Origin of the sequence: Micromonospora sp. A202, assembly GCF_006715105.1 — a bacterium.
GTDB lineage: Bacteria > Actinomycetota > Actinomycetes > Mycobacteriales > Micromonosporaceae > Micromonospora > Micromonospora zamorensis.
In genome coordinates this window covers 5473291-5498508 of the sequence record NZ_VFMP01000001.1, presented here as the reverse complement: position 1 = coordinate 5498508, position 25218 = coordinate 5473291, and the positions used below count along the sequence as shown (strand labels likewise).

At 71.5% G+C, this 25218-nt stretch carries 21 protein-coding genes; 12 read left to right on the top strand and 9 right to left on the bottom strand.

The annotated features are described in order from the left end of the window. Positions 1–25 precede the first annotated feature (25 nt). Positions 26–2032: a protein meaA gene (locus FBZ33_RS25365; RefSeq protein ID WP_141910928.1), complete on the top strand. Its 2007-nt coding sequence runs from the start codon at positions 26–28 to the stop codon at positions 2030–2032. Positions 2033–2047: 15 nt separating this feature from the next. On the opposite strand, the gene FBZ33_RS25360 is transcribed toward FBZ33_RS25365, so the two are convergent. Continuing rightward, entirely contained in the window at positions 2048–2665 is a 618-nt protein-coding gene (locus FBZ33_RS25360; protein WP_141910927.1) for a DUF4126 domain-containing protein, read from the bottom strand. A gap of 71 nt (positions 2666–2736) precedes the next feature. Between FBZ33_RS25360 and nucS the strand changes: the two genes are divergently transcribed. Continuing rightward, the gene (nucS, locus tag FBZ33_RS25355; protein WP_088951983.1) at positions 2737–3396 is read left to right on the top strand and encodes an endonuclease NucS; all 660 of its coding nucleotides are present in this window, start codon (positions 2737–2739) and stop codon (positions 3394–3396) included. A gap of 5 nt (positions 3397–3401) precedes the next feature. Here the strand turns inward: nucS and FBZ33_RS25350 are convergent, their stop codons facing one another. Next, positions 3402–4061 carry a class I SAM-dependent methyltransferase gene (locus FBZ33_RS25350; RefSeq protein WP_141910926.1) on the bottom strand — a complete coding sequence of 220 codons (660 nt, stop codon included), beginning with the start codon at positions 4059–4061 and terminating at the stop codon, positions 3402–3404. A 79-nt stretch (positions 4062–4140) separates the two neighbouring features. Next, positions 4141–5637, bottom strand: a complete 1497-nt coding sequence (locus FBZ33_RS25345; RefSeq protein ID WP_141910925.1) for an aldehyde dehydrogenase family protein — start codon at positions 5635–5637, stop codon at positions 4141–4143. A gap of 256 nt (positions 5638–5893) precedes the next feature. On the opposite strand from FBZ33_RS25345, the gene FBZ33_RS25340 reads away from it, so the two are divergent. The 7 genes from FBZ33_RS25340 (at position 5894) to FBZ33_RS25310 (ending at position 12347) form a co-directional block, all read left to right on the top strand. After that, positions 5894–6310 (top strand): FHA domain-containing protein, encoded by a 417-nt coding sequence (locus FBZ33_RS25340; protein ID WP_088949895.1) that lies wholly within the window; start codon positions 5894–5896, stop codon positions 6308–6310. Positions 6311–6428: 118 nt separating this feature from the next. Then, a complete protein-coding gene (locus FBZ33_RS25335) occupies positions 6429–7499 on the top strand; it encodes an alpha/beta fold hydrolase (protein WP_370453043.1) in 1071 nt (356 codons plus the stop codon). Between the two features lie 159 nt (positions 7500–7658). Then, the gene (locus FBZ33_RS25330) at positions 7659–9449 is read left to right on the top strand and encodes a 3-hydroxyacyl-CoA dehydrogenase family protein (protein WP_141910923.1); all 1791 of its coding nucleotides are present in this window, start codon (positions 7659–7661) and stop codon (positions 9447–9449) included. Between the two features lie 41 nt (positions 9450–9490). After that, positions 9491–9985, top strand: a complete 495-nt coding sequence (locus tag FBZ33_RS25325) for a SigE family RNA polymerase sigma factor (protein WP_141910922.1) — start codon at positions 9491–9493, stop codon at positions 9983–9985. Beyond that, the gene (locus FBZ33_RS25320; protein WP_141910921.1) at positions 9982–11046 is read left to right on the top strand and encodes a hypothetical protein; all 1065 of its coding nucleotides are present in this window, start codon (positions 9982–9984) and stop codon (positions 11044–11046) included. The genes FBZ33_RS25325 and FBZ33_RS25320 overlap by 4 nt, the downstream gene beginning before the upstream one ends. 39 nt (positions 11047–11085) lie before the next feature. Continuing rightward, positions 11086–11415: an ATP/GTP-binding protein gene (locus FBZ33_RS25315; RefSeq protein ID WP_088949890.1), complete on the top strand. Its 330-nt coding sequence runs from the start codon at positions 11086–11088 to the stop codon at positions 11413–11415. 134 nt (positions 11416–11549) lie between these two features. Next, a complete protein-coding gene (locus tag FBZ33_RS25310) occupies positions 11550–12347 on the top strand; it encodes an alpha/beta hydrolase (RefSeq protein ID WP_141910920.1) in 798 nt (265 codons plus the stop codon). A gap of 4 nt (positions 12348–12351) precedes the next feature. Here FBZ33_RS25310 and FBZ33_RS25305 read toward each other — a convergent pair whose 3' ends face one another. Next, positions 12352–13542 carry an AI-2E family transporter gene (locus tag FBZ33_RS25305; RefSeq protein WP_370453042.1) on the bottom strand — a complete coding sequence of 397 codons (1191 nt, stop codon included), beginning with the start codon at positions 13540–13542 and terminating at the stop codon, positions 12352–12354. A 287-nt stretch (positions 13543–13829) separates the two neighbouring features. Here FBZ33_RS25305 and FBZ33_RS25300 point away from each other — a divergent pair, with 287 nt between their 5' ends. Then, entirely contained in the window at positions 13830–14804 is a 975-nt protein-coding gene (locus FBZ33_RS25300; protein ID WP_141910919.1) for a DUF559 domain-containing protein, read from the top strand. Between the two features lie 86 nt (positions 14805–14890). Here FBZ33_RS25300 and FBZ33_RS25295 read toward each other — a convergent pair whose 3' ends face one another. From FBZ33_RS25295 to mce, 4 genes are all read right to left on the bottom strand, one after another. Next, positions 14891–17017 (bottom strand): hypothetical protein, encoded by a 2127-nt coding sequence (locus FBZ33_RS25295; protein WP_141910918.1) that lies wholly within the window; start codon positions 17015–17017, stop codon positions 14891–14893. 179 nt (positions 17018–17196) lie between these two features. Further along, complete coding sequence (locus FBZ33_RS25290; protein WP_088949886.1) at positions 17197–18459, bottom strand: DivIVA domain-containing protein; 1263 nt, start codon at positions 18457–18459, stop codon at positions 17197–17199. Between the two features lie 374 nt (positions 18460–18833). Next, the gene (ccrA, locus tag FBZ33_RS25285; protein WP_088951981.1) at positions 18834–20189 is read right to left on the bottom strand and encodes a crotonyl-CoA carboxylase/reductase; all 1356 of its coding nucleotides are present in this window, start codon (positions 20187–20189) and stop codon (positions 18834–18836) included. Positions 20190–20571: 382 nt separating this feature from the next. Continuing rightward, entirely contained in the window at positions 20572–21048 is a 477-nt protein-coding gene (mce, locus tag FBZ33_RS25280) for a methylmalonyl-CoA epimerase (RefSeq protein ID WP_088949885.1), read from the bottom strand. 83 nt (positions 21049–21131) lie between these two features. On the opposite strand from mce, the gene FBZ33_RS25275 reads away from it, so the two are divergent. Both FBZ33_RS25275 and meaB read left to right on the top strand, forming a co-directional pair. After that, positions 21132–22331, top strand: a complete 1200-nt coding sequence (locus tag FBZ33_RS25275; RefSeq protein WP_141910917.1) for an acetyl-CoA C-acetyltransferase — start codon at positions 21132–21134, stop codon at positions 22329–22331. 55 nt (positions 22332–22386) lie between these two features. After that, the gene (gene meaB / locus FBZ33_RS25270) at positions 22387–23391 is read left to right on the top strand and encodes a methylmalonyl Co-A mutase-associated GTPase MeaB (RefSeq protein ID WP_141910916.1); all 1005 of its coding nucleotides are present in this window, start codon (positions 22387–22389) and stop codon (positions 23389–23391) included. 96 nt (positions 23392–23487) lie between these two features. Here the strand turns inward: meaB and FBZ33_RS25265 are convergent, their stop codons facing one another. After that, positions 23488–25218 carry a DUF2207 domain-containing protein gene (locus FBZ33_RS25265; protein ID WP_141910915.1) on the bottom strand — a complete coding sequence of 577 codons (1731 nt, stop codon included), beginning with the start codon at positions 25216–25218 and terminating at the stop codon, positions 23488–23490.

Below are 25218 nucleotides of genomic sequence, written 5' to 3'. Positions count from 1 at the left end.
CTGGGCGGTAACTTAAACTCCGGCCATGGACGAGACGGCATTTCCGGGACGGCTGTCCGAGCGGGACCGCCCGTGGGTGATGCGTACCTACGCCGGCCACTCGTCGGCGACCGCGAGCAACGCCCTCTTCCGACGCAACCTGGCGAAGGGGCAGACCGGCCTCTCGGTCGCCTTCGACCTGCCCACCCAGACCGGGTACGACCCGGACCACGAGCTGGCCTCCGGCGAGGTCGGCCGGGTGGGCGTGCCGGTGGCGCACCTCGGCGACATGCGGGCGCTCTTCGACGGCATCCCGCTCGCCGACACGAACACCTCGATGACCATCAACGCCCCGGCGATGTGGCTGCTCGCTCTCTATGGCACCGTGGCGACGGAGCAGGGCGCCGAGCTGGCCCGCTGCTCGGGCACCACCCAGAACGACATCATCAAGGAGTACCTGTCCCGGGGCACGTACATCTTCCCGCCAGTGGCGTCCCTGCGGCTCACCGCCGACGTGGTGGCGTACACGCTGCGGGAGATGCCCCGGTGGAACCCGGTCAACATCTGCTCGTACCACCTCCAGGAGGCCGGAGCCACGCCCGTGCAGGAGGTCGGCTTCGCGCTGGCCACCGCGGTCGCCGTCCTCGACGCGGTCCGTGACTCCGGCCAGGTGCCGGCCGAGCGGATGGGCGACGTGGTCCAGCGGATCTCGTTCTTCGTCAACGCCGGGGTGCGTTTCGTCGAGGAGATCGCCAAGATGCGCGCCTTCGGCGTGCTCTGGGACGAGATCACCCGGGACCGGTACGGGGTCACCGAGGCCAGACAACGCCGGTTCCGCTACGGGGTGCAGGTCAACTCGCTGGGCCTCACCGAGGCGCAGCCGGAGAACAACATCCAGCGCATCGTGCTGGAGATGCTCGGCGTGACGATGTCCCGCGACGCCCGGGCCCGCGCGGTGCAGCTGCCCGCCTGGAACGAGGCGCTCGGCCTGCCCCGCCCCTGGGACCAGCAGTGGTCGTTGCGGATGCAGCAGGTCCTGGCGTACGAGTCGGATCTGCTCGAATATCCCGACCTCTTCGCCGGCTCGCACGTGATGACCGCGCTGGTCGACGAGATCGTCACCGGGGCGCGGGTCGAGCTGGACAAGGTGCTGGAGCTGGGCGGCGTGGTCGCCGCCGTGGAGACCGGCTACCTCAAGAGCGCGCTGGTCGGGTCGCTGGCCGAACGCCGCAGGCGGATGGAGTCCGGTGCCGACGTGGTGGTCGGGGTCAACCGGTACACCGAAACCGAATCCTCCCCGCTGACCGCCGCCGGGGCGGAAGCCGTCGAGCAGGTCGACCCCGCGGTCGAGGAGGCCGCCACCGAGGGCGTACGCCGGTGGCGGGCCGATCGGGACACGGCCGCCGTCGACGCGGCCCTCGCCCGGCTCCGCGCGGACGCCGCGACCACCACCAACCTGATGCCGGCCACCCTGGAGTGCGTGCGGGCCGGGGTGACCACCGGCGAGTGGTCCGGCGCGCTGCGCCAGGTCTTCGGCGAGTACCGCGCACCGACCGGCCTGGGCGGCGCCACCGGCAGCGGCGGCGACCCCGGCCTGGCCGCCGTCCGCGAGCGGGTCGCCGCCACCGCCCGCGAGCTGGGCAGCGGCCGGCTGCGGCTGCTGGTGGGCAAACCCGGCCTGGACGGGCACTCCAACGGCGCCGAGCAGATCGCCGTACGCGCCCGCGACGCCGGGTTCGAGGTCGTCTACCAGGGCATCCGGCTGACGGCGGGGCAGATCGTCGCCGCCGCCGTCGAGGAGGACGTCGACCTGGTCGGGCTGTCCGTGCTCTCCGGGTCGCACCTGGCCGCCGTGCCGGCGGTGCTCGACGGGCTGCGCGCCGCCGGCCGGGCGGACCTGCCGGTGGTGGTGGGCGGCATCATCCCCGCCGGCGACGCGGACACGCTCCGGGCCGCCGGGGTGGCCCGGGTCTTCACCCCGAAGGACTTCGCCCTCACCGGCATCATCGACGACCTGGTCACCGTCATCCGCCGCGCCAACGACCTGCCCTGACCCGTCGATCAGGCGTCAGACGCGGAAGCCGGCGGCGCGGGCCGCGTCGCGTTCCCGGCGGCGTTCGGAGCGCCGCCGGAAGAACCAGAAGATGAAGACCACCAGGCCCAGCAGGAAAGCCAGCACCAACACCGGCAGGACGATCGCCACCAGCGAGACCACCACGCTGGTGGCGTCCTCGGCGGTGCTCGCGACCGGGGCGCCGAACCCGGCGGTGGTCGCGTTGATGACGGGTCGTGCCGCGGACTTGAGCAGGTGCACACCCAGTGCCAGCAGCACGCCGGTGACGACCGGCACCCACTGGTGGGACGAGAAGAAGCTCCCCGGGTCGCTGACCGTCACGGTCTCCGACGAGGATCCCGCGCCGAAGGCCAGGCCGCCGGCGGTGGGCCGGACCACGGTCTGCACCATGTCGTTGATGTGGTCGACGACGGGCACCTTGTCCGCCACCATCTCGACGGCGAGCAGCACCGCCATGATGAGGATGACCCAGCCGTTGCCGAGCCAGGTCCAGCCACTGGGCAGGTCGATCAGATCGGTGTAACGGCCGAGGAGACCGAGGATGAGCAGGGGTATGTAGGCGTTCAGGCCCGCCGATGCGGCGAGGCCAGTGCCGGTGAGGACTTCGAACACGGTCTCAGCATGGCATCGACGCGCCAGTGCCGCTCGCTGGCGACCGGGGGGTGCTCAGCTACCCTCGTCGGGTGCGGTTGGTCATTGCGAAGTGCTCGGTGGACTACGTCGGACGGCTCTCGGCTCACCTGCCGCTGGCCACCCGGTTGCTGATGGTGAAGGCGGACGGGTCGGTGTCTATTCATGCCGACGACCGGGCGTACAAGCCGTTGAACTGGATGAGCCCGCCATGTCGGCTGGAGGAGGCCCCCGGTGTGTGGCGGGTGGTCAACAAGGCTGGCGAGGAGTTGCGGATCACCCTGGAGGAGATCTTCCAGGACACCTCGTACGAGCTGGGTGTCGACCCCGGCCTGCGTAAGGACGGGGTGGAGGCGCACCTCCAGGAGTTGCTGGCCGCCAACCCCAGCGCGTTGGGTGAGGGGTTCACGCTGGTCCGCCGCGAGTACATGACAGCGATCGGCCCCGTGGACCTGCTGTGCCGGGACGCCAACTCCGGTTCGGTCGCCGTCGAGGTCAAGCGGCGTGGCGACATCGACGGGGTGGAGCAGTTGACCCGGTACCTCGAGTTGATGAACCGTGACCCGCTGCTCAGCCCGGTTGTCGGGGTCTTCGCGGCGCAGGAGATCAAGCCGCAGGCCCGGGTGCTCGCCACCGACCGGGGCATCCGGTGTGTGGTCGTGAACTACGACAAGCTGCGGGGCATCGAGAAGGACGAGCTGACGCTGTTCTGAGCGGCTCAGCTCCCGGTACGCACCGCGATCAGCGACTTGGGCAGGCCGAACACCCGCTCGACCAGCATGGTCGAGTGCGGGAAGTAGTGGCGCATCTGCGAGCGGTCCAGCAGCTCGGTCCAGAGCACCTGGTGGATGGCGGCGTCGTGGCTGCGGGTCGGCTTGTGCCCCAACGGCCACCGCTGGGCGAAGGCGGTGCGCAACCGCACCGGTAGGAACTGCATGCCCGGCGCGATCCAGTGTGGCTCGATGGGGAAGTAGCGGTAGGGCGTCTGCACCCAGTGCCGGTCGGCCAGCGAGCGGACGGCGGCGGCGAAGCGCAACCGGCGTTCGTGCCCGCCCACGTGCTCCAGCACCGAGTTCGAGAAGACCATGTCGAAGCTGCCCCCGGCGAGGCGCGCAGGGAGGTCGCAGGCGTCAGCCTGCTCGACGTGGGCCCACTCCGGCACGACGGCCGGGGGTTTTTCCAGGTTGACGACTGTCACCCGGGCCGGCCGGACGGTGGCGCGGTGCCAGGTGCCGAGCCGCCCGCCGAGATCGACCACGTGCATGTCGCCGATGTCGGGGAAGGTGCGCGCCAGCCAGTCCGAACGGTGCTGACGTCGCCGGGCGCTCCACGACTGGTCACTGTCGACAAGGCGGTAGCGCAATCGATTGGGGCCCATTTAACGCAATGTACCGCCGTAACCACCCGTACACACATGTCGATTCGCCGATCTTCTTTGAAGATCGGCTATCTGACACTCACCTTCCGTACATCACCTTGATCGCCTTGACGAGTCGGGCCACGTCGGTCGGCGTCCGTTCGAAGGTCATCGACGGCAGCAGTGACCGGGCACGACGCCGGGTGATCGCCTTGGCCCGGCCGAACTCGCGCAGCCCGTCCTCCCCGTGGATCCGCCCGAAGCCGGAGTCGCCCACCCCGCCGAACGGCAGGGTGGACATGCCGGCGAACGTCAGGGTCGAGTTGACCGAGGCCATTCCGGAGCGCAGCCGCCGGGCGATGGCCACCGCGCGCCGTCGGCCGAAGACCGAGCCGCCCAGGCCGTACGACAGGGCGTTGGCGCGGGTGACGGCCTCGTCGGCGTCGCGGACCCGGCTGATGGTCAACGTGGGGCCGAAGGTCTCCTCCTGGACGGCGGCCGACTCCTCCGGCACGTCCACGAGCACGGTCGGGTGGACGTACGGCGGTTGCACGGCGCTCGGGCCACCGAGCACGGCGCGCCCGCCGGAGTCGATCGCGGCGTCGATGTGCCGGCGGATCACGTCGATCTGCCGGGGCATGGTGATCGGGCCGATGTCGGTGCCCTCCGGCCCGACGGTCAGTTGACCGGCGCGGGCCACCACCTTGTCGACGAAGGCGTCGAAGACGGAGTCGACGGCGTAGACCCGCTCGATGCCGATGCAGGTCTGGCCCGCGTTGGTCATGCCGCCCCAGACACAGGCCTCCGCGGCGGCGTCCAGGTCGGCGTCGCTGTCGACGATCATGGCGTCCTTGCCGCCGCCCTCGATCAGCACCGGGGTCAGCGTCTCGGCGCACGCGGCCATCACCTTGCGGGCGGTCGCGGTGGAGCCGGTGAAGGCCACCTTGTTGACCCCGGAGCGGCACAGAGCGGCCCCCACGTCGCCCAGCCCGTGCACGGCGGTGAACACCGGGTGCTCGGGCACCACCTCGGCGAAGCTGTCCACCAGCCACTGGCCGACGGCGGGCGTGTATTCGCTGGGCTTGAGCACCACGGCGTTGCCGGCGGCCAGCGCGTACGCGGCGGAGCCGATCGGAGTGAAGACGGGATAGTTCCACGGCCCAATCACGCCGACCACACCGTGCGGCTGGTATTCGAGGTGACCGGAGAACTCGGCGAGGATGAGCCGGGACCGCACCCGGCGTGGGCCGAGCACGCGACCGGCGTTGCGGGCGGCCCAGTCGATGTGCTCGATCGCGGTGACGATCTCGACGATCGCGTCGGCGACCGGCTTGCCGCCCTCGACGTGCACCAGCTCGGCCAACTGCTCGATCCGCTTGGCGAGCAGCGCGCGCCACCGCAGCAGCCGGTCGCGGCGGCCGGTGAAGCCGAGCCCGGCCCACCACTCGCCGGCGGCCCGGGCGCGGTCGACGGCCTGTCGCACCTCGTCGTCGGTGGCGATCGGGAGGCGACCGGCCTCGATGCCGGTGGCCGGGCTGGTCGAAACCAGCTGGCCCTCCTCGATGACCGGGGTCCCCGGGACATGCACAGCCGTCATGACGGAAGTCTAGACCCGAGAACTACTCGCTGGTAGGTCTCCGATCCGAGGCGGCGGGACGGGAGTCGCTCCACCCCGACCGATCGTTGATCAGTGCAGGTCAGGGCAGGGATGGCCGGTGCGGTCCGCCCGAATCGTCGAACGGCAGGTGGCCGGGAGGTGACGAGAGGCTGACCGGCCGGTCGGTATTGACGATTACCGTCTGATGGCAAGCTGACGCGCGGAGTGACGGTGTGGGGTGGAGGGCTGACTGTCCATGGAGGAACATCCGGAACTGATGCCGCTGTTGACGGTCGCGGGTGGGCCGATGCGCGGTGCGAGCTTTCGACTGCGGGGCGAGCCGCAGGTGATCGGTCGGGCGCCGACCGGTCACGTGGTCATCGCCGACCCGCATCTGAGTCGTCGGCACGCCGAGGTGTGGCTGACCCCGGAGGGGCCGTCCCTGCGGGACCTGGGCTCCACCAACGGCACCTGGCTCAACGACCGACGGATCAGCGAGGTCGAGCTGCTCTCCGACGGCGACGTGATCCGGCTCGGCCGGACCGAGCTGCGCCTGTTCGATCCCGGTGTGGCGCTCACCGACCCGGTGGGTCTCAGCTTCGGGCCGTCGCGGCGGGACGTCCGACCGACGCTGCCGCTGCCGTTGGCCGCGCCGCCGAGCGGCCGTCGCTGAGACGGGAGGGCCCCTTCCCTCCCACTCGGCACACGTCGAGTGCTGAGTGCGGCCCACACCCGGTGCGCGCCCCGGGTGTCTGCCGGACACCTGGACCGGCGGGGGCCCGCGTGGCAGCATGCCGCGGATGGAGACCGAGCAGCGGACCGTGACGGCTAACGGCATCACCCAGGCGGTACGGGTGGCCGGCCCGCCGGACGGCACGCCGGTGCTGCTGATCCACGGCAACTGCTCGTCAGCGCTGTTCTGGGAGCCGCTGGTGCGGCGGCTGCCGCCGACGCTGCGGGTGGTCGCCCCCGACCTGCGGGGGTACGGCGACTCCGAGACGGCACCGGTGGACGCCACCCGGGGCCTGCGCGACTTCGCCGACGACGTGGCGGCCCTGCTGGACGACCCGACGCTCTTCGGTGTCGACGCTCGCCCGGTGGTGGTCGGGCACTCCCTCGGTGGCGGGGTGGCGATGCGACTGCTGGTCGACCATCCGCACCGGGTGGGCGCGTTGCTGCTCGCGGCGCCGGTCTCCCCGTACGGCTTCGGCGGCACCCGTGACCTGACCGGCACGCCGACCACCCCCGACTTCGCCGGCACCGGCGCCGGCACGGCCAACCCGGACTTCGTCGCCCGGCTCGCGGCCGGTGACCGCAGCGCGGACGCCCCGGCCAGCCCGCGTGCCGTGCTGCGAGCCACCTACGTGGCCGATCCCGCCTCGCTGGTCGAGGACGAGGATCTGCTGCTGGACACCGTGCTCTCCACCGCCACCGGGGACGACAACTACCCGGGCACGGCGGTGCCCTCGGAGAACTGGCCGGGCACCGCACCGGGGGAGCGCGGCGTGCTCAACGCGCTCGCGCCGACCTTCTTCCGGCTCGCCGACGAGCTGGTGGCCGTCGCCGAGAAGCCCCCGGTCACCTGGGTACGCGGCGACGCCGACGTCATCGTCTCGGACACCTCGCTGTTCGACCTGGCGTACCTGGGCTCGTTGGGTCTCGTGCCCGGCTGGCCGGGCGAGGACGACTGCCCACCGCAGCCGATGGTCGGCCAGACCCGGGCGGTGCTGGAGCGGTACGCGGCGGCCGGCGGCGCGTACCACGAGGTGGTGCTGCCCGGCTGTGGTCACAGCCCGCACCTGGAGCGCCCGGCGGAGTTCGTCGCGGAGCTGCTGGCCCTGACCACCGTGCCCACCGCCTGACGGCGGTCTGACCACCAGGCCCGCCGCGTCCCTGCAGCCTGCGGCGGTGTGGGTGAAATATCCCACGGCGTCTCGACAACCCAGCGTCACGTGGCAGACTCGCGCGCATAACCTTAGCGGCCGTTCAGTGGCCGTGCGGAGTCTCTGGGGAGGCCGGTCGTGGCGCGCGATTTCAGCACCGTTGGCGTGGTGGGGCTGGGCACCATGGGTGCCGGCATCGTCGAGGTCTTCGCCCGTAACGGCATCGACGTGGTGGCCGTCGAGATCTCCGAGCCGGCGCTGGAGCGCGGCCGGGTCACCCTCGCCGGCTCCACCGACCGTGCCGTCGCCAAGGGCAAGCTCGCCGCCGCCGACCGCGACGCCCTGCACGAGCGGGTGCACTTCGCGGTCGGGCTGGACGCGCTGCACTCCGTCGACCTGGTCATCGAGGCGGTGCCCGAGCACCTGGACCTCAAGCAGCGGATCTTCGCGGAGTTGGACCGGGTCTGCCGGCCGGAGACGATCCTCGCCACCAACACCTCCTCGTTGAGCGTCACCGAGATCTCGGTGGCCACCAGCCGGCCCAACCAGGTGATCGGCATCCACTTCTTCAACCCCGCGCCGGTGATGAAGCTGGTCGAGGTGGTCCGCACTGTCGTCACCTCGCCCGAGGTGGTCGCCGACGTCGAGGCGCTGTGCGCCCGGCTCGGCAAGGTCGACGTCACCATCAACGACCGTGCCGGTTTCATCGCCAACGCGCTGCTGTTCGGCTACCTCAACCACGCGGTCGGCATGTTCGAGGCGCACTACGCGACCCGGGAGGACATCGACGCCGCGATGAAGCTCGGCTGCGGCCTGCCGATGGGCCCGCTGGCGCTGATGGACCTGATCGGCCTGGACACCGCGTACGAGATCCTGGACACCATGTACCGGCGCGGCGGGCGGGACCGCCGGCACGCCCCGGTGCCGCTGCTCAAGCAGATGGTCACGGCGGGGCTGCTCGGCCGGAAGTCGGGTCGGGGCTTCTACACCTACGAGCGGCCCGGTTCGCCGGTGGTCGTACCGGACGAGGCGACGCCGCTGGCCACGGAGGCCGCGGTCGCCGACGGCGCGCGGGCCATCACGAAGGTCGGCGTGGTGGGCTCCGGCACGATGGCCACCGGGATCATCGAGGTCTTCGCCAAGGCCGGCTACGAGGTCGTCTCGGTGACCCGCGGCATGGAGAAGTCCGCGAAGGTCTGCGAGGCCGTGAAGACCTCGCTGAACAAGGGCGTGGTGCGGGGCAAGCTCGCCGAGGCCGACCGGGACGCCGCGCTCGGCCGGATCAGCTGGTCGGCCACGCTCGACCACCTCGCCGACGTCGACCTGGTGGTCGAGGCGGTGATCGAGGAGCTGAGCGTCAAGAAGGCCCTCTTCGCGAGCCTCGACGAGATCTGCAAGCCGGGCGTCGTGCTGGCCACCACCACCTCCTCGCTGCCGGTGATCGACGTGGCGATGGCCACCCATCGGCCGGCCGACGTGGTGGGGCTGCACTTCTTCAACCCGGCGCCGGTCATGCCGCTGGTCGAGGTGGTCCGCACCATCCGCACCTCCCCGGAGGCCACCGCCACCGCCCGCGCGGTCTGCGCCACCCTCGGCAAGACCGGCGTGGTCTGCGGCGACCGGTCCGGGTTCATCGTCAACGCGCTGCTCTTCCCGTACCTGAACGACGCGGTGAAGATGCTGGAGGCCAGCTACTCGACGGCCGACGACATCGACCACGCGATGAAGCTGGGCTGCGGCTACCCGATGGGCCCGTTCGAACTGCTCGACGTGGTCGGGCTGGACGTCTCGCTGGCGATCCAGCGCGAGCTGTACCTGGAGCTGCGCGAGCCGGGCTTCGCGCCCGCGCCGCTGCTGGAGCACCTGGTCACCGCCGGCTACCTGGGCCGCAAGACCCGCCGCGGCTTCCGCGACCACTCGCACCGCTGACGGGGGTCAACGCCGGAGGGGCCCGGCCGCGTCTGAGGGATGTGACCTTCGAGGAGTACGTCGGCAGCCGCGGCCCGGCCCTGATCCGGCTGGCGCGGCTGCTGACCGGTGACGAGCACCGGGCCGAGGACCTCACCCAGGAGGTGCTGTCCCGGGCGTACGTGCACTGGCGCAAGATCTCGCGGGCGGACCGGCCCGACGTGTACGTACGTCGGATGCTGGTCAACGCCAACAACTCCTGGTGGCGTCGCCGATCCAACCGTGAGCTGGTCGTCGACACCTTCGCCGACCGGGCGCAGCGTGGCGACCTCGGCCGTGAGGCGGCCGACCGGGACGAGATGTGGCGGCTCATCCTCGGCCTGCCCGAACGTCAGCGGGCGGTGCTGGTGCTGCGCTTCTACGAGGACCTCGACGACGCGACGATCGCCCAGATCCTGGACTGCTCGCCGGTCACCGTCCGCACCCACGCGATGCGGGCGCTCGCCAACCTCCGGGAGCGCTGCGGTGCCCCGGCCACGAACGGGAGCCGACCGTGACAGACCTCGACGAGCGGATCAACGAGACGCTTCGCGAGCGCGCCGAGGGCAGCGTCGATGCAGGCCTGCTGTTGGCCGGCGCGGTCTCCCGGGGCCGTGTACGGGTCCGCCGTCGGCGTACCGCCGTCGGCACCGCGCTGGGCATGGTGGCCGTGCTCGGTGCGGGCGTGGCCATCGGTCCGATGGGGCTCCACGGCTCGGATTCGGACGACGTCCCGCCGGGGCTCGGCCGACCGGCCGACGCCGTGGTTGCCGCGATGCCGCCCCGTGCCGACGGCGTAGCGGGAGCGGCTGACCGTCCGGACCTGGTTGGGGCCGACGCGGGCGTGCTGCACTTCGGGTTCGCCCCGAATGGGCCCCGGTACCTCACCTGGTCGGTGCGGGACGGTGTGGAGACGGCGGAACTCGACGTAGGCGGGCGAACGGTCACCCTGGAGCTGTCCGCGTCGGCCGACGTACTGCGAAGCCGCGGCCAGGGCGTGTCGGCGATGGTGCCAGAGCTGTCCAGGAACGCCGTTTTCGACGGGGCGGTGTCGCGCGACGATGGACTCAACGGAGTGCCGATCTGGCTGCGGCACTGGCAGCCAGCCCCCGGGGTGTACGCCCGGGCGGGCGTGGTCGCCAAGGACCAGAGTGACCTGTTCGACGTCGCCGCCGCGCTGCGGCTCGACCAGGCGTATCGCTGCGGAGGGCCGATGCGGCTCACCGCGCTGCCACCGGGCACCCAGATCACCGCCTGTGAGGCGTGGGTGGGAGAGATTCCGGCCCGGCTCAGTGTTGCGTTGATGGTCGCCCGCGGCAGCGAGCCCGGGATCCGGGTCGATTTGGGTCACACGATCGGCGTCGCCGCGAGCCGCAAAAAGGGCAACCGGACGATCGGCGGCAAACCGATCTACCGCTCTCCCCAGGGCGACTACCTCGAATTGCTGAGCCTCTCCGAGGCTTCTCATCTGAGCGTCGACTTCGGTTGGCCGGCGCAGGGGTACACCGAGGAGGACGCGGCCACCGTGCTGGGCGGGGCGCAGGTGGCCGAGCACCTGGACCAGCCCGACACCTGGTGACCGCCCCCGGGCCGTCCGCTCCGACGGACCGTACGCTTGGTGACTGTGAGCCCCCGTCGCAATCGCCCTCGCCGGGACGAGAACGCCAACCTGGACGCCGACCGCGTCCGGCAGGGCGTCGCCTCGGTGCAGCAGTGGACCGACGGCGCCTGGCAGGTGCGCGGCATCGGGGCGGGCGCGTCGGTCAAGACGTACCGTTGCCCCGGCTGTAACCAGGAGATCCCACCCGGGGTGGCGCACCTGGTGGCCTGGCCGGCAGACGGTCTGGGTGACCTCACCGACCGGCGGCACTGGCACAGTGGCTGCTGGCGGGCCCGGGAGCGACGTGGCCCGGCGGTGCAGCGCGGCCGGGGCGCCCCGCGCTACTGAGCGACTGCCCGGGGCCGCCTCGCGCCACGGCTGAGCGACCCGGCCGGGGCGCCTCGCGCCACGGCTGAGCGACCTGGATCACCCTGTTGCCGCCTGGGCGGGCGGTGGCGGCGACTTCGCGACAGACTTGGGCGGTGAGCATAGCGATCCGCGCGTCGTCGATCCTGCCCGGCCGCCGGGAGGACATCGAGCTGCACACCGCCGATGGTCTGCGGCTGGTCGGCGAGTTGGCACTGCCGGCCGACCGGCCGCCGGTGGCCACCCTGGTCTGCCTGCACCCGCTGCCCACGCACGGCGGGATGATGGACAGCCATGTGTTCCGCAAGGCGGCCTGGCGGCTGCCCGCGCTGGCCGACCTGGCCGTGCTGCGGTTCAACACCCGGGGCACCAGCAGCATGCGCGGCACCAGCGAGGGTGCGTTCGACGGCGCGGTGGGGGAGCGGTACGACGTTGCCGCCGCCATCGAGTACGCGGAGTTCGCCGAGCTGCCCAACATCTGGCTCGTCGGCTGGTCGTTCGGCACCGACCTGGCGTTGAAGTACGGCTGCGACCCGGCGATCGCCGGTGCGATCCTGCTCTCCCCGCCGCTGCGCTTCTCGGCCCCGGAGGACCTGGCCACCTGGGCCGCCTCGGGGCGACCCTTGACGGCGCTGGTGCCGGAGTTCGACGACTACCTGCGCCCGGCCGAGGCGCGGGAGCGGTTCGCTGCGGTGCCGCAGGCCGAGGTGGTCGGCGTCCCGGGTGCCAAGCACCTCTGGGTGGGCGACGCGGAGACGGTGCTCGACGAGATCGTCCGGCGGGTCAACCCGGCCGTCGAGGTGCCACTCCCGACGACCTGGGACGGCCCGATTGAGGCCGGCGACGTCAGCGCCTACGCGGACCGGACGGTGGCCTCGTTCGCGGACACGCCCGTGCCGCAGCCGGGCGACTGACGGCTCAGCGCCGCTCCTGGCGGGGCAGCACCACCTCGCGCAGGATCAGTTGCAGCGCGGCCACCGTGGGGATGGCGATCAACGCGCCCACCACGCCCAGCAGCGCCACCCCGAGCAGTGCGGCGAGCAGGGCGGCCACCTCGTTGACCTCCACCGAGCGCCGCATCACCTTCGGGTAGATCAGGTAGTTCTCCACCTGCTGGTAGATGAGGAAGAAGACCGCACAGGCGATGCCGGTGGGCAGGTCGGACGCGAAGCCGACCAGGCTCACGATCACCGCGCCCAGGGTGGCGCCGATCTGCGGGATGAGGTCGGTCACCGCGACCACCACGGCCAGCGCGAACGGGTACGGCAGGCCGACGATCAACGCGAACACGAAGGTGGTCGCGCCGGCCAGCACCGCGATGCTCAGCGCCCCGACCATGTAGGCGCCGACCTTGGCCAGGATCTCGTCGCCGATCAGCTGCACCCGCTCCCGCCGAGAGTGGGGCACCAGCGAGTAGCCCAGCGAGCGCAACTTGTTGAAGTAGGCCAGGAAGTAGATCGTCAACACCAGCACTGTCAGCGTCCGGAACACCGTGCCGAAGATCAGTTGAGCACCGCCGAGCACCCCGCCGAGGGCCCGCCCGATGGTCTGCGCGTTGGCGGCGCCCTGCACCCGCTCCACCACGTCGTACCGCTCCACCAGGTCGTTGACCGTCGGATTGCGGCGCAACTCGTCGAGCAGGCTCGGGATCTGGTCGATGAACTGCCCCGACTGGGTGACGATCGGCGGGACCAGCGCGACCACGCCGCCGCAGAGCAGCAGCACCACGGTCAACGCGACCCCCGCCACCGCCAGGCCGTGCGGCACGCCCCAGCGGCGTAGCCGGACCACCGCCGGGTTGAGACCGACCGCCAGGAAGAGCGCGATCACCACCAGCACCAGGATGCCGCCGGCATTTCGAATCCCCAGATAAAGGGTGTACGCCAGCAGCACGCCCAACGCGCCGGTGAAGCCGATCAGGAAGCTGCTGCGGCGCAGCGGGCGCCCCGGAGTGCCGAACTTTCCGGACGGGACGGCCGGCGGTTCGTCCGGGTCGATTCCCGGAGCGGGGACCGGCACCGGCGGTGGTGTGTCGACCGGTGCGGTTTCGGTCGACGGGGGATCGGGCGTCGTGTCCGGATCGCCAGCCGACGGGTCGTGCTGTGGCACCAGGGACCTCCCGGCTCAGGCCGTCGGACGACCGGCGGCAGCGACGGCTGTTTCTGATCATCTCTCAGCGCGTCAGCAGCGTAGCGACTTCATGGTCGCTATCGACCACAAGGCCGTCAACCTGGTGCTCCAGGTGCCCGACCAGCCGCCGTCCGTGCCTCGACCCACCACCCGACATCGTCTAGCTCCCGCCGACGCGTAGATCATGGACAGTTTCCGTTAGCGCGTAACGGAGCCTGTCCGAGATCTGGTGGTGTGGTGGCTTCCCGGCGGTGAAAGCTGTTCGGATGCTGCCCGCCGACGACGCTGACGCACTCGACTGGCTCGCCTTCGAGCAGGCGGGCGTGCTGACCACCGCGCAGGTGTCCGGCCTGCTCAGCGAGGGGACGGTGCGCGGGCGAATCCGTTCCGGCCGGTGGCGGTCGATCTGCCGCGGCGTCCTGCTGACCGGTAACGGTCGCCTGAACCGCGACCAACAGCTCTGGGTCGCGGTGCTGGCAGCTGGACCGGGTGCGATGCTGGCGGGGGTGACCGCCGCCACCGAAGCCGGGGTACGAGGGCTGCGCCGCGAGCCACTGCACGTGCTGGTGCCGGCCGTCCGCCGTGCTGCGCGGACCTCGCTGCGTCGCCTCCCGATCGACATGCCCGCAGTGCTGGTGCATCGCACGTCGGTGCTGCCGGACTCGCATCGGCAACTCGCCCGTCCACCACGCACCACGACGGCCAGAGCACTCGTCGACGCGGCGGGATGGGCGGTCCGTGTGGACGAGGCGCAGGGAGTGCTGGCGGCCGGTTGTCAGCAGCGGCGGGTGCTGCCCGAGGAGTTGCAGGCGGTGCTCGACGTCCTTCCCCGAGCACCGCGCCGGCACCTGATCCAACAGACCGTCGATGACATCGCTGGCGGCGCGCAGGCGCTCTCCGAGATCGACTTCCTGCGCCTCTGTCGCCGGCATCGGCTGCCCGTCCCTGATCTTCAGGAACATCGGGTCGACGCGGCGGGCCGCAACCGCTGGCTGGACGCGTACTGGCGACAGTGGCGGGTGCAGGTCGAGATCGACGGCGCGCACCACATGGACGCCCGGCAGTGGGCGGACGACATGCGTCGGCAGAACGACGTCTGGACCAGCGGCGACCGGATCCTGCGCTTTCCGGCCGGGCTGGTCCGCGCCCGCCCCGACGAGGTCGCCGACACCGTCCGGCGGGCCCTCGTCGCAGCCGGCTGGAGTCCCACCCAATCCCAGCGCCGTCCGACGCACAAATAGGCCTTGGACAGTTTCCGTCAACGGGTAACGGACACTGTCCAAGATCTCGATGCTCGCGTGGGTCATGCGGCTGGCGACGCCGGCCGTCAGTCCTTTTCGATGGTGACCTTGCTGGGCTTGGCGCTGCGCTCGTCGGTGGTCGGCTTGCTGGGCCGCTTGCCGTTCTCACCGGTGCTGGTGATCTTGGTCGGCTTGGCGCCTCGGCCACCTTCGCCCGGAACGGCGGCCACGGTGGGCTCCCCGTCCACCCCGGCGCTGGCCGCGCCTCCGTCGACGGTGGTCACCGGCTCGGCCACCGGTCGGGTCGTGGACTGCCCGGCACCCTCGGCCCCGGCGTTCACCGGCTGCCGGGTGTCGGCGGGCTCGGTCTTGAGGCCGGTAGCCGCACCCGACCCGGCCGGCGTGCCCGCATCGACGGTCGCCGCATCTGAGACGGTCGCCGCGCGGGACACGGTCGCGCCGTCGTCCCCGTCGTCGGCCGCGCTCCGGCTCGCACCGTCACCGGCGGCCGGCGCGGTCGGGCCGTCGATCGGCCCCGCGACGCTCTGCAACCGCAGCTCGGCCATCTGCCGCTGGAGCTCGTCGGACTCCTGCCGGGACTTCCACGTCTCCTGCCGTAGGTCAGCGAGCTGCTGCTGGGCCTGGGCGATCTCCAGCATCACCTGGGCGAGCTGCTGCCGGCCCGCCGCCGACTCCTGCTGGGTGGCCGCCAGGTGCTGCTGAGTGGTGGCCAGGTGCTGCTGGGTGGTGGCCGCGTACTCCTCGAACTGCCGGCGGGAGGCCGCGACATGCTCGTCGGCCTTGCGGCGCTTGTCGCCGGCCTCGGTCTCGGCCCGGCGCAGCAGCTCGGCGGCCTCCGCCTCGGACCGCTGGCGCAGCGCCGCCGCGTCCTGCTCGGCAGCCTGCCGGATCCCGGCCGCGCCCTGCTCGATCTCGTTCTTACGGGCCGTGTATGCGGTCTCCAGCTCGTCTTTGCGGCCGGAGTATTCGGCTTCCAGCTCGTCGCGGCGAGCGGTGAAAGCCGTCTCCATCTCCTGCTGACGGCTGGTGAACCCGGTCTCCAGCTCCTGCTGGCGGGACTTGTGCTGCTTTTCCAACTCGTCGCGGCGCTTGGCGTACTCCTGCTCGGCCGTGGCCCGCCGCTGCGCCAGCTCCCGGTCGGCCGCCTCCCGCCGGGAGTTGACCTCCTGCTCCACCCCGGCCCGCCACGCGCCCAGCTCCTGCTGGGTCTGCGCCCGGGCGTGCTTGACGTACCCCTCGGTCTCGGCGCGCATCCGCTGCACGTACGCCTCGGTCTCGGCGCGGTTGCGCTTCGCCGACTCGGAGGCCTGCGTGGTCAGCCGCTCCGCCTCCTGCTGGGCCTTGGCGCGGGTGGCACGGCCAGCCATCGAGGCGTCGTCGATGATCTGCTTGGCCTCCTGCTGGGCCTTGGCGTGGGTGGCACGGCCGGCCTCGGTCGCGGCGTCGGCGAGCCGCTTGGCCTCCTGGAGGGCCTTGGCGTGCACCTCCTTGGCCGCCTCGCGCAGGTCGCTGGCCTCCTGCCGGGCATTGACCAGTGCCTCACGAGCCGACTCGCGCAGCTTGGTCGACTCCTGCTGGGCCCGGGTGTGGATCTCCTTGGCGGAGTCGCGTAGCTGGGTGGCCTCCTGCTGGGCCTTCGCCAGCGCGTCCTGCGCCGCCTTACGTAGCTGTGCCGACTCGTCCTTGGCAGCCCGCAGGGTCGCGTCCGCCTCGGCCCGCTTGGCGGTGCTGTGCCGCTCCTCCTCCGCGCGGCGCGCGGCGAGGGCGATCTCGAAGTCCTTCAGAGCCCGCGATGCCTGCTCGCGGGCCTCTTCGATGATGTGCTCAGCGGCGTTGCGGCGGGCCTCGATCTCCCCGTTCGCGTCGGCCAGGATCTGCTCGGCCTGCTCCTCCGCGAGAGTGAGGATCGACTCGACCCGCGGACCGAGGTGCCGGAACGAGGCGCGGTCCACCACGTTCATCTGCTTGCGCACCTGAGTCAGGTCGCGTTGCAGCACCTCGACCTGGCCGGCGAGCTTGTGGATCTGTGTGTACGCCTGTTCCCGTTCGGAGGCGAGGGTCGCGATCTCGTGCTCGGCACGCGCGACATACCGGTCGACCTGTTTCTTCTCGTACCCCCGCAGAGCGGACTCGAAGCTGGGCTCCGTCGTCACGTCCCCGCCGAGAGCGAACAGTTCCTCGCCGTGCGACATGCCCCCATCCTCACACGCAACGGGCCCTGCTGGGGCGATACGGACGGGCCTTGTGCGAGCTACTTCACTCCGTTGCGAGCGGGAGATTCCACGAACTGGGAAACGCATACGGCGCGAGGTGGAACCGGTCACCCGGTGTCACCTCGCGCCGTTCGATGCCCCGACCTGACGGCCTCGCGTCAGCCAGCGGACTCCGCGGGGACCCGGTCCTGACCGCCCTCGGTCTTCTTGGCCTCCGGCTTGGCTGCGGGAGCGGCAGCGGCCGGCATGCCCGGAACGATGCCGGCGAGCCCGGAAAGCATCTGGCCCAGCTGCGACGTGACCGCGTCCTTCTGCCGGGTGAGGTCATCGACCTCGCGGCGAGCGGCCTGCGTGGTCAGCTCCGCCTCGGTGCGGGCCTCGGTGAGCAGGCGCTGCGACTCGGCCTTGGCCTCGTTGAGCGTCTTCTCGGAGTGCGCCTTGGCCTTGTCGACCGTCTCGGCGGCGTTGCGCTCCGACTCGACCCGCCGGGCCTCGGCGCGCTGCTCGATCTCCTTGGCACGCTCCTGTGCGGCCCGGGCACGCTGCTCGGCCTCGCTGACCAGCTTCTGGGTCTGCGCGACCTGGGCGGCGTGGCGCTCGGACTCCTCGCGCTCGGCCTTCTCCCGCCGCTCGGCGAGCTGGAGCTCCAGGGCCTGAAGGTCCTTGTCGCGCTTGTCCCGCGCGTCGGTCAGCAGCTTGGTCGCCTCGGCGCGCTTCTCCTCAGCCTCGCGGGCGGCCTTGGCCCGCTGCTGGGTGATCTCGCGCTCGGCGGTGGCGCGGAGGGTGGCCACCTCCCGCTCGACTGTCGACTTCAGCTCGGCCACCTCGTGCGCGGTGACGGTGCGAAGCTGCTTGGTCTCGCGGTCGGCGTCCGCGCGCAGCGTGTCGGCCTCGCGGCGGGCCTGCACCCGGACCTCGGCGGCCTCGCGCTCGGCGGCCGTACGCAGGTTGCCGGCCTCGCGCTCGGCGCTGGCCTTCATGGCCGCGGCCTCGGCACGTGCCTTGTCGGTGATCTCGCGAGCCTCGAGGCGGGCGGCGGAGAGGATGCCCTCCGACTCGCGCTTGGCCTCGTTGCGGTGGTCGTTGGCCTGCTCCTCGGCGAGCCGGAGGATCTGCTCGACCCGGGTGCCGAGCCCGGAGAGGGTGGGCCGGCTGTTCTCTTCGAGCTGCTTGTTCGTGTCGGTGAGCTTCTGCTCCAGCGCGCTCATGCGCTGCTCGGCCTGGCGGAGCCGACGCTGGGCGTCGTTCATCCGCTGCTCGGCCTCGGCACGGGCCTGCTCGGACTGGGTCAGCGCGGCGGTCATCCGGCCGAGGAAGTCGTCGACCTGGTGAGTGTTGTATCCGCGTAGGCCTACGGTGAAATCTGGCTGCGAGTTCGCGTTATCGAAGAACGCGAGAGGGGAGGACTGCTGCTGGGGCATTGGGACATACTGGCAGACGCCCCAGGGTGCTTCGCAAGAGCGGTGCGGAGCTTTCGTGCCCTCTTTACATGGTCAACTTCCGCGATCGGCGGAGCCGGACCAATCGGCGATCTTGGCAGGTCCCGGGCGGGACGGGCACCATGCCACGTGATCCGGAAAAGGGCCCCGGGGTTACCCCGAGGCCCTTTCTTCGATCCGAGCAACCGCACGCTAATCGGGTTGGAAGAACAATGGCCGATCACCGCATTGGCCATCCACCGCTCATCCGTCCGGCTGGTGTCCAGGTCAGTGCCCCGAACCGGCGTGCGCCGGTCAGTGCCCGCCAGAACCGGCCCCTGCGCCGGTCAGTGCCCCCGCAACCGGCCGTGCGCCGGTCAGTGCCCCCGGAACCGGTTGATCGCGTCCTCGTGCTGGGCCCGCAACTCCCCGTCGCGTACGCCGAGGCCGTCGGTCGGTGCCAGGCAGCGCACCCCGACCTTGCCCTGGTGGGCGTTGCGGTGCACCTCGTACGCGGCCTGACCGGTCTGCTCCAGCGGGTAGGTGCGGGACACCGTCGGGTGCACCCTGCCCAGCGCGACCAGGCGGTTGGCCTGCCACGCCTCGTGGTAGTTGGCGAAGTGGCTGCCGACGATCCGCTTGAGGTGCATCCACAGGTAGCGGTTGTCGTACTGGTGCTGGAAACCGCTGGTGGACGCGCAGGTGACGATGGTGCCACCGCGCCGGGCCACGTAGACGCTGGCGCCGAAGGTCTCCCGACCCGGGTGTTCGAAGACGATGTCCGGGTCCTCGCCGCCGGTCAGCTCGCGGATCCGCTCGCCCAGGCGCTTCCACTCGTCCGGGTCCTGGGTCTCCTCGTCCTTCCAGAAGCGGAAGCCCTCCGCGGCCCGGTCGATGACCAGGTCCGCGCCCATCCGGCGGCACAGCTCGGCCTTCTCCGGCGAGGAGACGACGCAGACCGGGATCGCACCGCCGTTGAGCGCCATCTGGGTGGCGTACCCGCCGAGGCCACCGGAGGCGCCCCAGATCAGCACCACGTCGCCCTGTTTCATGTTGGCACCGTGGTGCGAGACGAGCTGCCGGTACGCGGTGGAGTTGACCAGCCCCGGGCTGGCCGCCTCCTCCCAGCTCAGGTGTCGCGGCTTCGGCATCAGCTGGTTGGCCTTGACCACCGCCATCTCGGCCAGCCCGCCGAAGTTGGTCTCGAAGCCCCAGATCCGCTGCTGCGGGTCGAGCATGGTGTCGTCGTGCCCGGCCGCGTCCTCCAACTCGACGGAGAGGCAGTGCGCGACCACCTCGTCGCCGGGTGCCCACCGGGTCACCCCGGGGCCGGTGCGCAGCACCACGCCGGCCGCGTCCGAGCCGACCACGTGGTACGGCAGGTCGTGCCGGCGGGTCAGCTCGGAGAGCCGGCCGTAGCGCTGGAGGAACTTGAAGGTGGACACCGGCTCGAAGATGCTGGTCCACACGGTGTTGTAGTTGATCGCGCTGGCCATCACCGCGATCAAGGCCTCGCCCGGCGCCAGCTCCGGCGTCGGCACCTCCTGCACGTGCAGCGCCTTGCGCGGGTCCTTGTCCCGGGTGGCCATGCCGTCGAACATCCGGGACTCCTCGGCGCGGACCACCACACCCCGGTAGCTCTCCGGTACGGGCAGCCCGGCGACGCCGGCGAGCTCGCGGTCCGGGTCGTTCGATTCCTCCGCCGCCATGATCGCTTCGAGGATGTCCTGCACGGTGACCTCCGGTTCGTCCGCACCCGAATGGGCCGGGGTGCTGCCATCGTCGGCGCCGGTGGGGCACGACCACCATGTCGGCATTCGACACATCCGACCCCGGTCGCGCTCCTGTGGGGCCGGACGTTACTGAACGGTAGCTAAAGCCGGAAGTCCTCTGTGAAAAACTGCATCCGCCGATGCGTGAAGCTGCCCGGCCACCCCGCCAACCGAGCACTGACGTGCGCCCCGACCGCAACCCGGCCCCCCAACCGCCCCGGCCCACCCGCCCACAAGCGCACGCCCCGTTGATCAAGAGCTTTCGGTCACCTGCGAGCCGCAGGATGACGCAAACCTCTTGATCAACGGGGCGTGCGGGGCAGGGGGAGGTGGGGGTAGGGGGTCAGTGGGGGGTGGGGGCGGGTTCTACCAGTTCCACCAGGACGCCGCCGGCGTCCTTCGGGTGTACGAAGTTGATGCGGCTGTTCGCGGTGCCGCGTCTCGGGGTCTCGAAGAGCAGCCGCATTCCCCGCTCGCGCAGTGCCGCGCAGGCCTTGTCGATGTCAGCCACGGTGTACGCGACCTGCTGCACGCCCGGCCCGTTGCGGTCCAGGAACTTGGCGATCGTCGACTCCGGCGTCAGCGGGGCGAGCAACTGCACGCAGCCGCCCTCGGTGGTCGGGCCGACGGACAGCATCGCTTCCCGCACGCCCTGCTCGGCGTTGGTCTCGACGTGCACGCAGCGCATCCCGAACGTCCGCTGGTAGAAGTCGATCGCGGCGTCCAGGTCGGCGACCGCGATCCCAACGTGGTCAATCTTGCGAAGCCCGATGTCCGTGACGTAGTCCTCACCGGGCTCGGCGGGGGAGTTCTCAGTCATGGCGTTAGTCTGGCCGAACAAGCGTTAAGGCGTACAGCTCGGCACCCCCCTCGAACAGCTCGGCACCCCCTTCGGAGGCAGGCATGGCTTCGGTGATCATCAGCGGCGCGCGGACCCCGATGGGGCGGCTGCTGGGCAACCTCAAGGACCTTCCGGCCACGAAGCTCGGCGGGATCGCGATCAAGGCGGCGCTGGAGCGGGCCGGCGTCAGCCCGGACCAGGTCCAGTACGTGATCATGGGGCAGGTGCTCCAGGCCGGCGCCGGTCAGATCCCGGCGCGGCAGGCGGCGGTCGAGGCTGGCGTGCCGATGTCGGTGCCGGCGCTGACCATCAACAAGGTCTGCCTCTCCGGCCTGGACGCGATCGCCCTGGCCGACCAGCTGATCCGTGCCGGCGAGTTCGACATCGTGGTGGCCGGCGGCATGGAGTCGATGACCAACGCCCCGCACCTGCTGATGGGCCAGCGCACCGGCTACAAGTACGGCGACGTGGTGGTCAAGGACCACATGGCACACGACGGGCTCAGCGACGCCTGGGACTGCTGCTCGATGGGTGAGTCGACCGAGCGCCTCGGCACCAGGCACGGCATTACCCGCGAAGAGCAGGACGCCTTCGCCGCCGCCAGCCACCAGCGGGCCGCTGCCGCGCAGAAGAACGGCCACTTCGCCGACGAGATCGCCCCGGTGGTGATCCCGCAGCGCAAGGGTGACCCGCTGGTCATCAGCGAGGACGAGGGCATCCGCCCGAACACCACCGTCGAGTCGTTGGCCAAGCTGCGCCCCGCCTTCGCCAAGGACGGCACCATCACCGCCGGCAGCTCGTCGCCGATCTCCGACGGCGCCGCCGCCGTGCTCGTGATGAGCAAGGCCAAGGCCATCGAGCTGGGGCTGACCTGGCTGGCCGAGATCGGTGCGCACGGCAACGTGGCGGGCCCGGACAACTCCCTGCACTCGCAGCCGTCCAACGCGATCAACCACGCCCTGAAGAAGGGCGGCCTGAGCGTCGCGGACCTGGACCTCATCGAGATCAACGAGGCGTTCGCCCAGGTCGGCGTGCAGTCCACTCGGGACCTCGGGATCAGCCCGGACAAGGTCAACGTCAACGGCGGCGCGATCGCGTTGGGGCACCCGATCGGCATGTCCGGCGCGCGTCTCGTCCTCACCCTCGCCCTGGAGCTGAAGCGACGCGGTGGCGGCACCGGCGCGGCGGCCCTCTGTGGCGGCGGTGGCCAGGGCGACGCGCTGATCATCCACGTGCCGGGAAGCGCAGCGGCGGACCGGTGAGCGCGAGGAGCGAGCCGGTTCTGCGAGCACCGCAGTCGCGAACGAAGACGGCACTGTGAGCGAGGCGGCCGAGCAGGTCCCGGCAGCGGGCAGCACGTCGGTGCGCCGCAGTCGGGACGTACCGCAGCTGGTCGAGCGGGCCCGCGCGGGCGACCCCCGCGCGGTGGCCCGGTTGATCACATTGGTGGAGAACGGCGACCCGCTGCTGCCGGCGGTCGCCGCGGCGCTGGCACCGTACGCCGGGCAGGCCCAGGTGGTCGGGTTGACCGGCTCACCCGGGGTGGGCAAGTCGACCACCACGAACGAGCTGGTCCGCTCACTGCGCGCACGCGGGCACCGGGTCGGCGTGCTGGCGGTGGACCCGTCCAGCCCGTTCACCGGCGGCGCGATCCTCGGCGACCGGGTGCGGATGCAGGACCACGCCACCGACCCGGGCGTCTACATCCGGTCCATGTCCAGCCGGGGGCATCTCGGCGGGTTGTCCGCGGCGACGCCGCAGGCGGTCCGGGTGCTGGAGGGCGCCGGCTGCGATGTGGTGCTGGTGGAGACCGTCGGCGTCGGGCAGGCCGAGGTCGAGGTGGCGTCGCTGGCCGACACCACGCTGGTGCTGCTCGCACCCGGGATGGGCGACGCGATCCAGGCGGTCAAGGCCGGCATCCTGGAGATCGCCGACGTCTTCGTGGTCAACAAGGCCGACCGCGACGGCGTCGACGCCACCGTCCGCGACATCCAGGGCATGATCGCGCTTGGTGAGCGCGGCCCCGGGCAGTGGCGACCGCAGGTCGTCCGCGCGGTCGCCTCGCGGGGCGAGGGCATCGACGACATCGCCGCCGCCATCGACAAGCACCGGGGCTGGCTGGTCGAGCACGGCGAGCTGCGCCGCCGCCAGGAGGCACGGGCCGCCGCCGAGGTCGAGGCCATCGCGCTCGGCATACTCCGGGCCCGGATCGGCTCACTACGCGACGGTACGGAGCTGGCCACGCTCGCCGCGAAGGTGGCCGAGGGCGGCCTCGATCCGTACGCGGCGGCGGACACCCTGCTCGCCCAGCTCGTCCGCTGACCCGCCCGCTCGTTGGTCGCCGTCTCGCGCGGTCTGCTGAGCCGAAAACGACCCGGCGGGTCGCGTCCCGGCGGCGTTCCGGCGAGGTGCTGGCAGTCAGGTGCGTGTGAGGGCGTCCCGTTCACACCTGCTGAGCAGCCACGGAAGGTGCGGGACGCCCATCCGCCCACCGCCGAGCGCGGTGAGGACCAGCGTGGTGTCGCCGACGCGCATCACCACCCGGTTGCCGCTGGCGTACGCCTCGTCGCCGATGCCCGGCAGCGGGGTGGCGACGCCGCGCGCGTTCGCCCGCCACGCGATCCGTCCCGCCGTACCGTCCGCCCACGCGGCCCGCAGCACAGTGGAGTCGTCGAGCTCGGAGCGGAAGTCGACGCGCTGCGGGCGGCGTTCCACGCGTACGGGTTGACCGACGAACCGCGCGACGTCCTCGACGGACACCGGAAGCGGCCCGGCCCGCACATGACGTACCTCCCCGAAGACGTCGGTGACCAACGGGCCGGTCAGTTCGCTGTCGGGTCCGGCCGACGGCCGGGGGCCCGGGTCTGCCGGTGCGTGCGCGCTGACCGCGATGACGCGTCGGCTCCACGGCCGAACGGTGATCGTCACGACGTCGGCCTGCCGGCAGCGGTCGCCCCACTCGTGGGGCAGCGCCCAGGCGGTGGTCTCGTCGGCGGTCCCGTCGTCGATCACGAGGTGGCTGACTCGTGGGCTGTCCTGCGCCCGCCGAAGGTGGAGCACCAGCACCTGGCCGGTGATGGTCAGGGACCGCGTCCGGTCCACCAGCGTGCGGATCAGCAGGTAAGCGCCGCCGGTGAGCAGCACGTACCCCGGCAGCGCGTACCAGCCCGCAGGGCCGGCCACGATCAGCACGAGCGTTCCCGCCAGCACGACCAGCAGCGCCTGGAGGAACAGGGCTGGGGTGCCGCTGCCGTACCAGGGCCGTCCTCGCGGATATCGCACCCGGATCCTGCGACAACCGCCGTGGTAGGTCGACCAGAGGTTGCGCCGGACACCGGCGCCGAGGTCGAGGACGTCGCTGGCCTGCCGGGTCACGCCCAGCGCGGCGCCGTACGCGAGGTAGCGGTCCCAGATCGCCACCGCCGACGGCGGCAGCTCGGCGAACTGCTGGTGGTTTCGCAGCCAGGCCCGCACCCCGAGCCAGCGGGCGGTGGCTTCCGACCCGGCCGGCGTGGCGCGCTCGCCGATGCCCTGCACCAGGCCCGCGAGCACAGCGGCGACGGTGAGGGAGACGAGCAACGTCCAGCGGAGGTGGGTGCGGTGCACAGCCACGAGGCCGCAGACCACGCCGACCGCGAGTGCCCCGAGGTACAGCGCGGTCATCATCGTCGGCCCGAATCGGCGTTGCGACAGCCCGGCCGCGCGGGCATCGGCGACCACGGCGGCGCGCAGCCGGCTGTTCCAGGTCCTGGACTCGTTGTCGTCCCGGAAGGTCAACGCCGTCAGCGGCACCACACCGTCGACGGCGAGCTCGCGAACCCGCGCCAGCACCTGCCGTTCGTACGGCCGTAGGCCGCCCTCGTCGGGACGCTCCCCGGCGAGATGGATGGTGGTCCCATAGGGGTCGGCGTCCGGCTGTCGCAGCTCGTAGTAGCCGGCCGCGGCCAGGTCGAGCAGCGTCGAACCCGCTGTGCCCGCGTGAGTCGACCCGCCGTTGACCAGCAGGCCCGCCACGGCGGGCGGCTCCGGGCCGAGATCCATGGTGGCCGGTAGGGCGGCAGGGGGCACTGGGCGGGTGGCGACCCGGCAAGCCGCGTACGCGAGGAGCCAGAGCCCGAGACTGGCACCGGCGAGGAGGAGGTCGGGCAC

Coding starts and splice junctions, on each gene's coding strand:
- FBZ33_RS25365 (WP_141910928.1), top strand. CDS start 26: ATGGACGAGACGGCATTTCCGGGACGGCTGTCCGAGCGGGACCGCCCG.
- FBZ33_RS25350 (WP_141910926.1), bottom strand. CDS start 4,061: ATGGGCCCCAATCGATTGCGCTACCGCCTTGTCGACAGTGACCAGTCG.
- FBZ33_RS25345 (WP_141910925.1), bottom strand. CDS start 5,637: ATGACGGCTGTGCATGTCCCGGGGACCCCGGTCATCGAGGAGGGCCAG.
- FBZ33_RS25340 (WP_088949895.1), top strand. CDS start 5,894: ATGGAGGAACATCCGGAACTGATGCCGCTGTTGACGGTCGCGGGTGGG.
- FBZ33_RS25335 (WP_370453043.1), top strand. CDS start 6,429: ATGCCGCGGATGGAGACCGAGCAGCGGACCGTGACGGCTAACGGCATC.
- FBZ33_RS25300 (WP_141910919.1), top strand. CDS start 13,830: ATGCTGCCCGCCGACGACGCTGACGCACTCGACTGGCTCGCCTTCGAG.
- FBZ33_RS25295 (WP_141910918.1), bottom strand. CDS start 17,017: ATGTCGCACGGCGAGGAACTGTTCGCTCTCGGCGGGGACGTGACGACG.
- FBZ33_RS25290 (WP_088949886.1), bottom strand. CDS start 18,459: ATGCCCCAGCAGCAGTCCTCCCCTCTCGCGTTCTTCGATAACGCGAAC.
- mce (WP_088949885.1), bottom strand. CDS start 21,048: ATGACTGAGAACTCCCCCGCCGAGCCCGGTGAGGACTACGTCACGGAC.
- FBZ33_RS25275 (WP_141910917.1), top strand. CDS start 21,132: ATGGCTTCGGTGATCATCAGCGGCGCGCGGACCCCGATGGGGCGGCTG.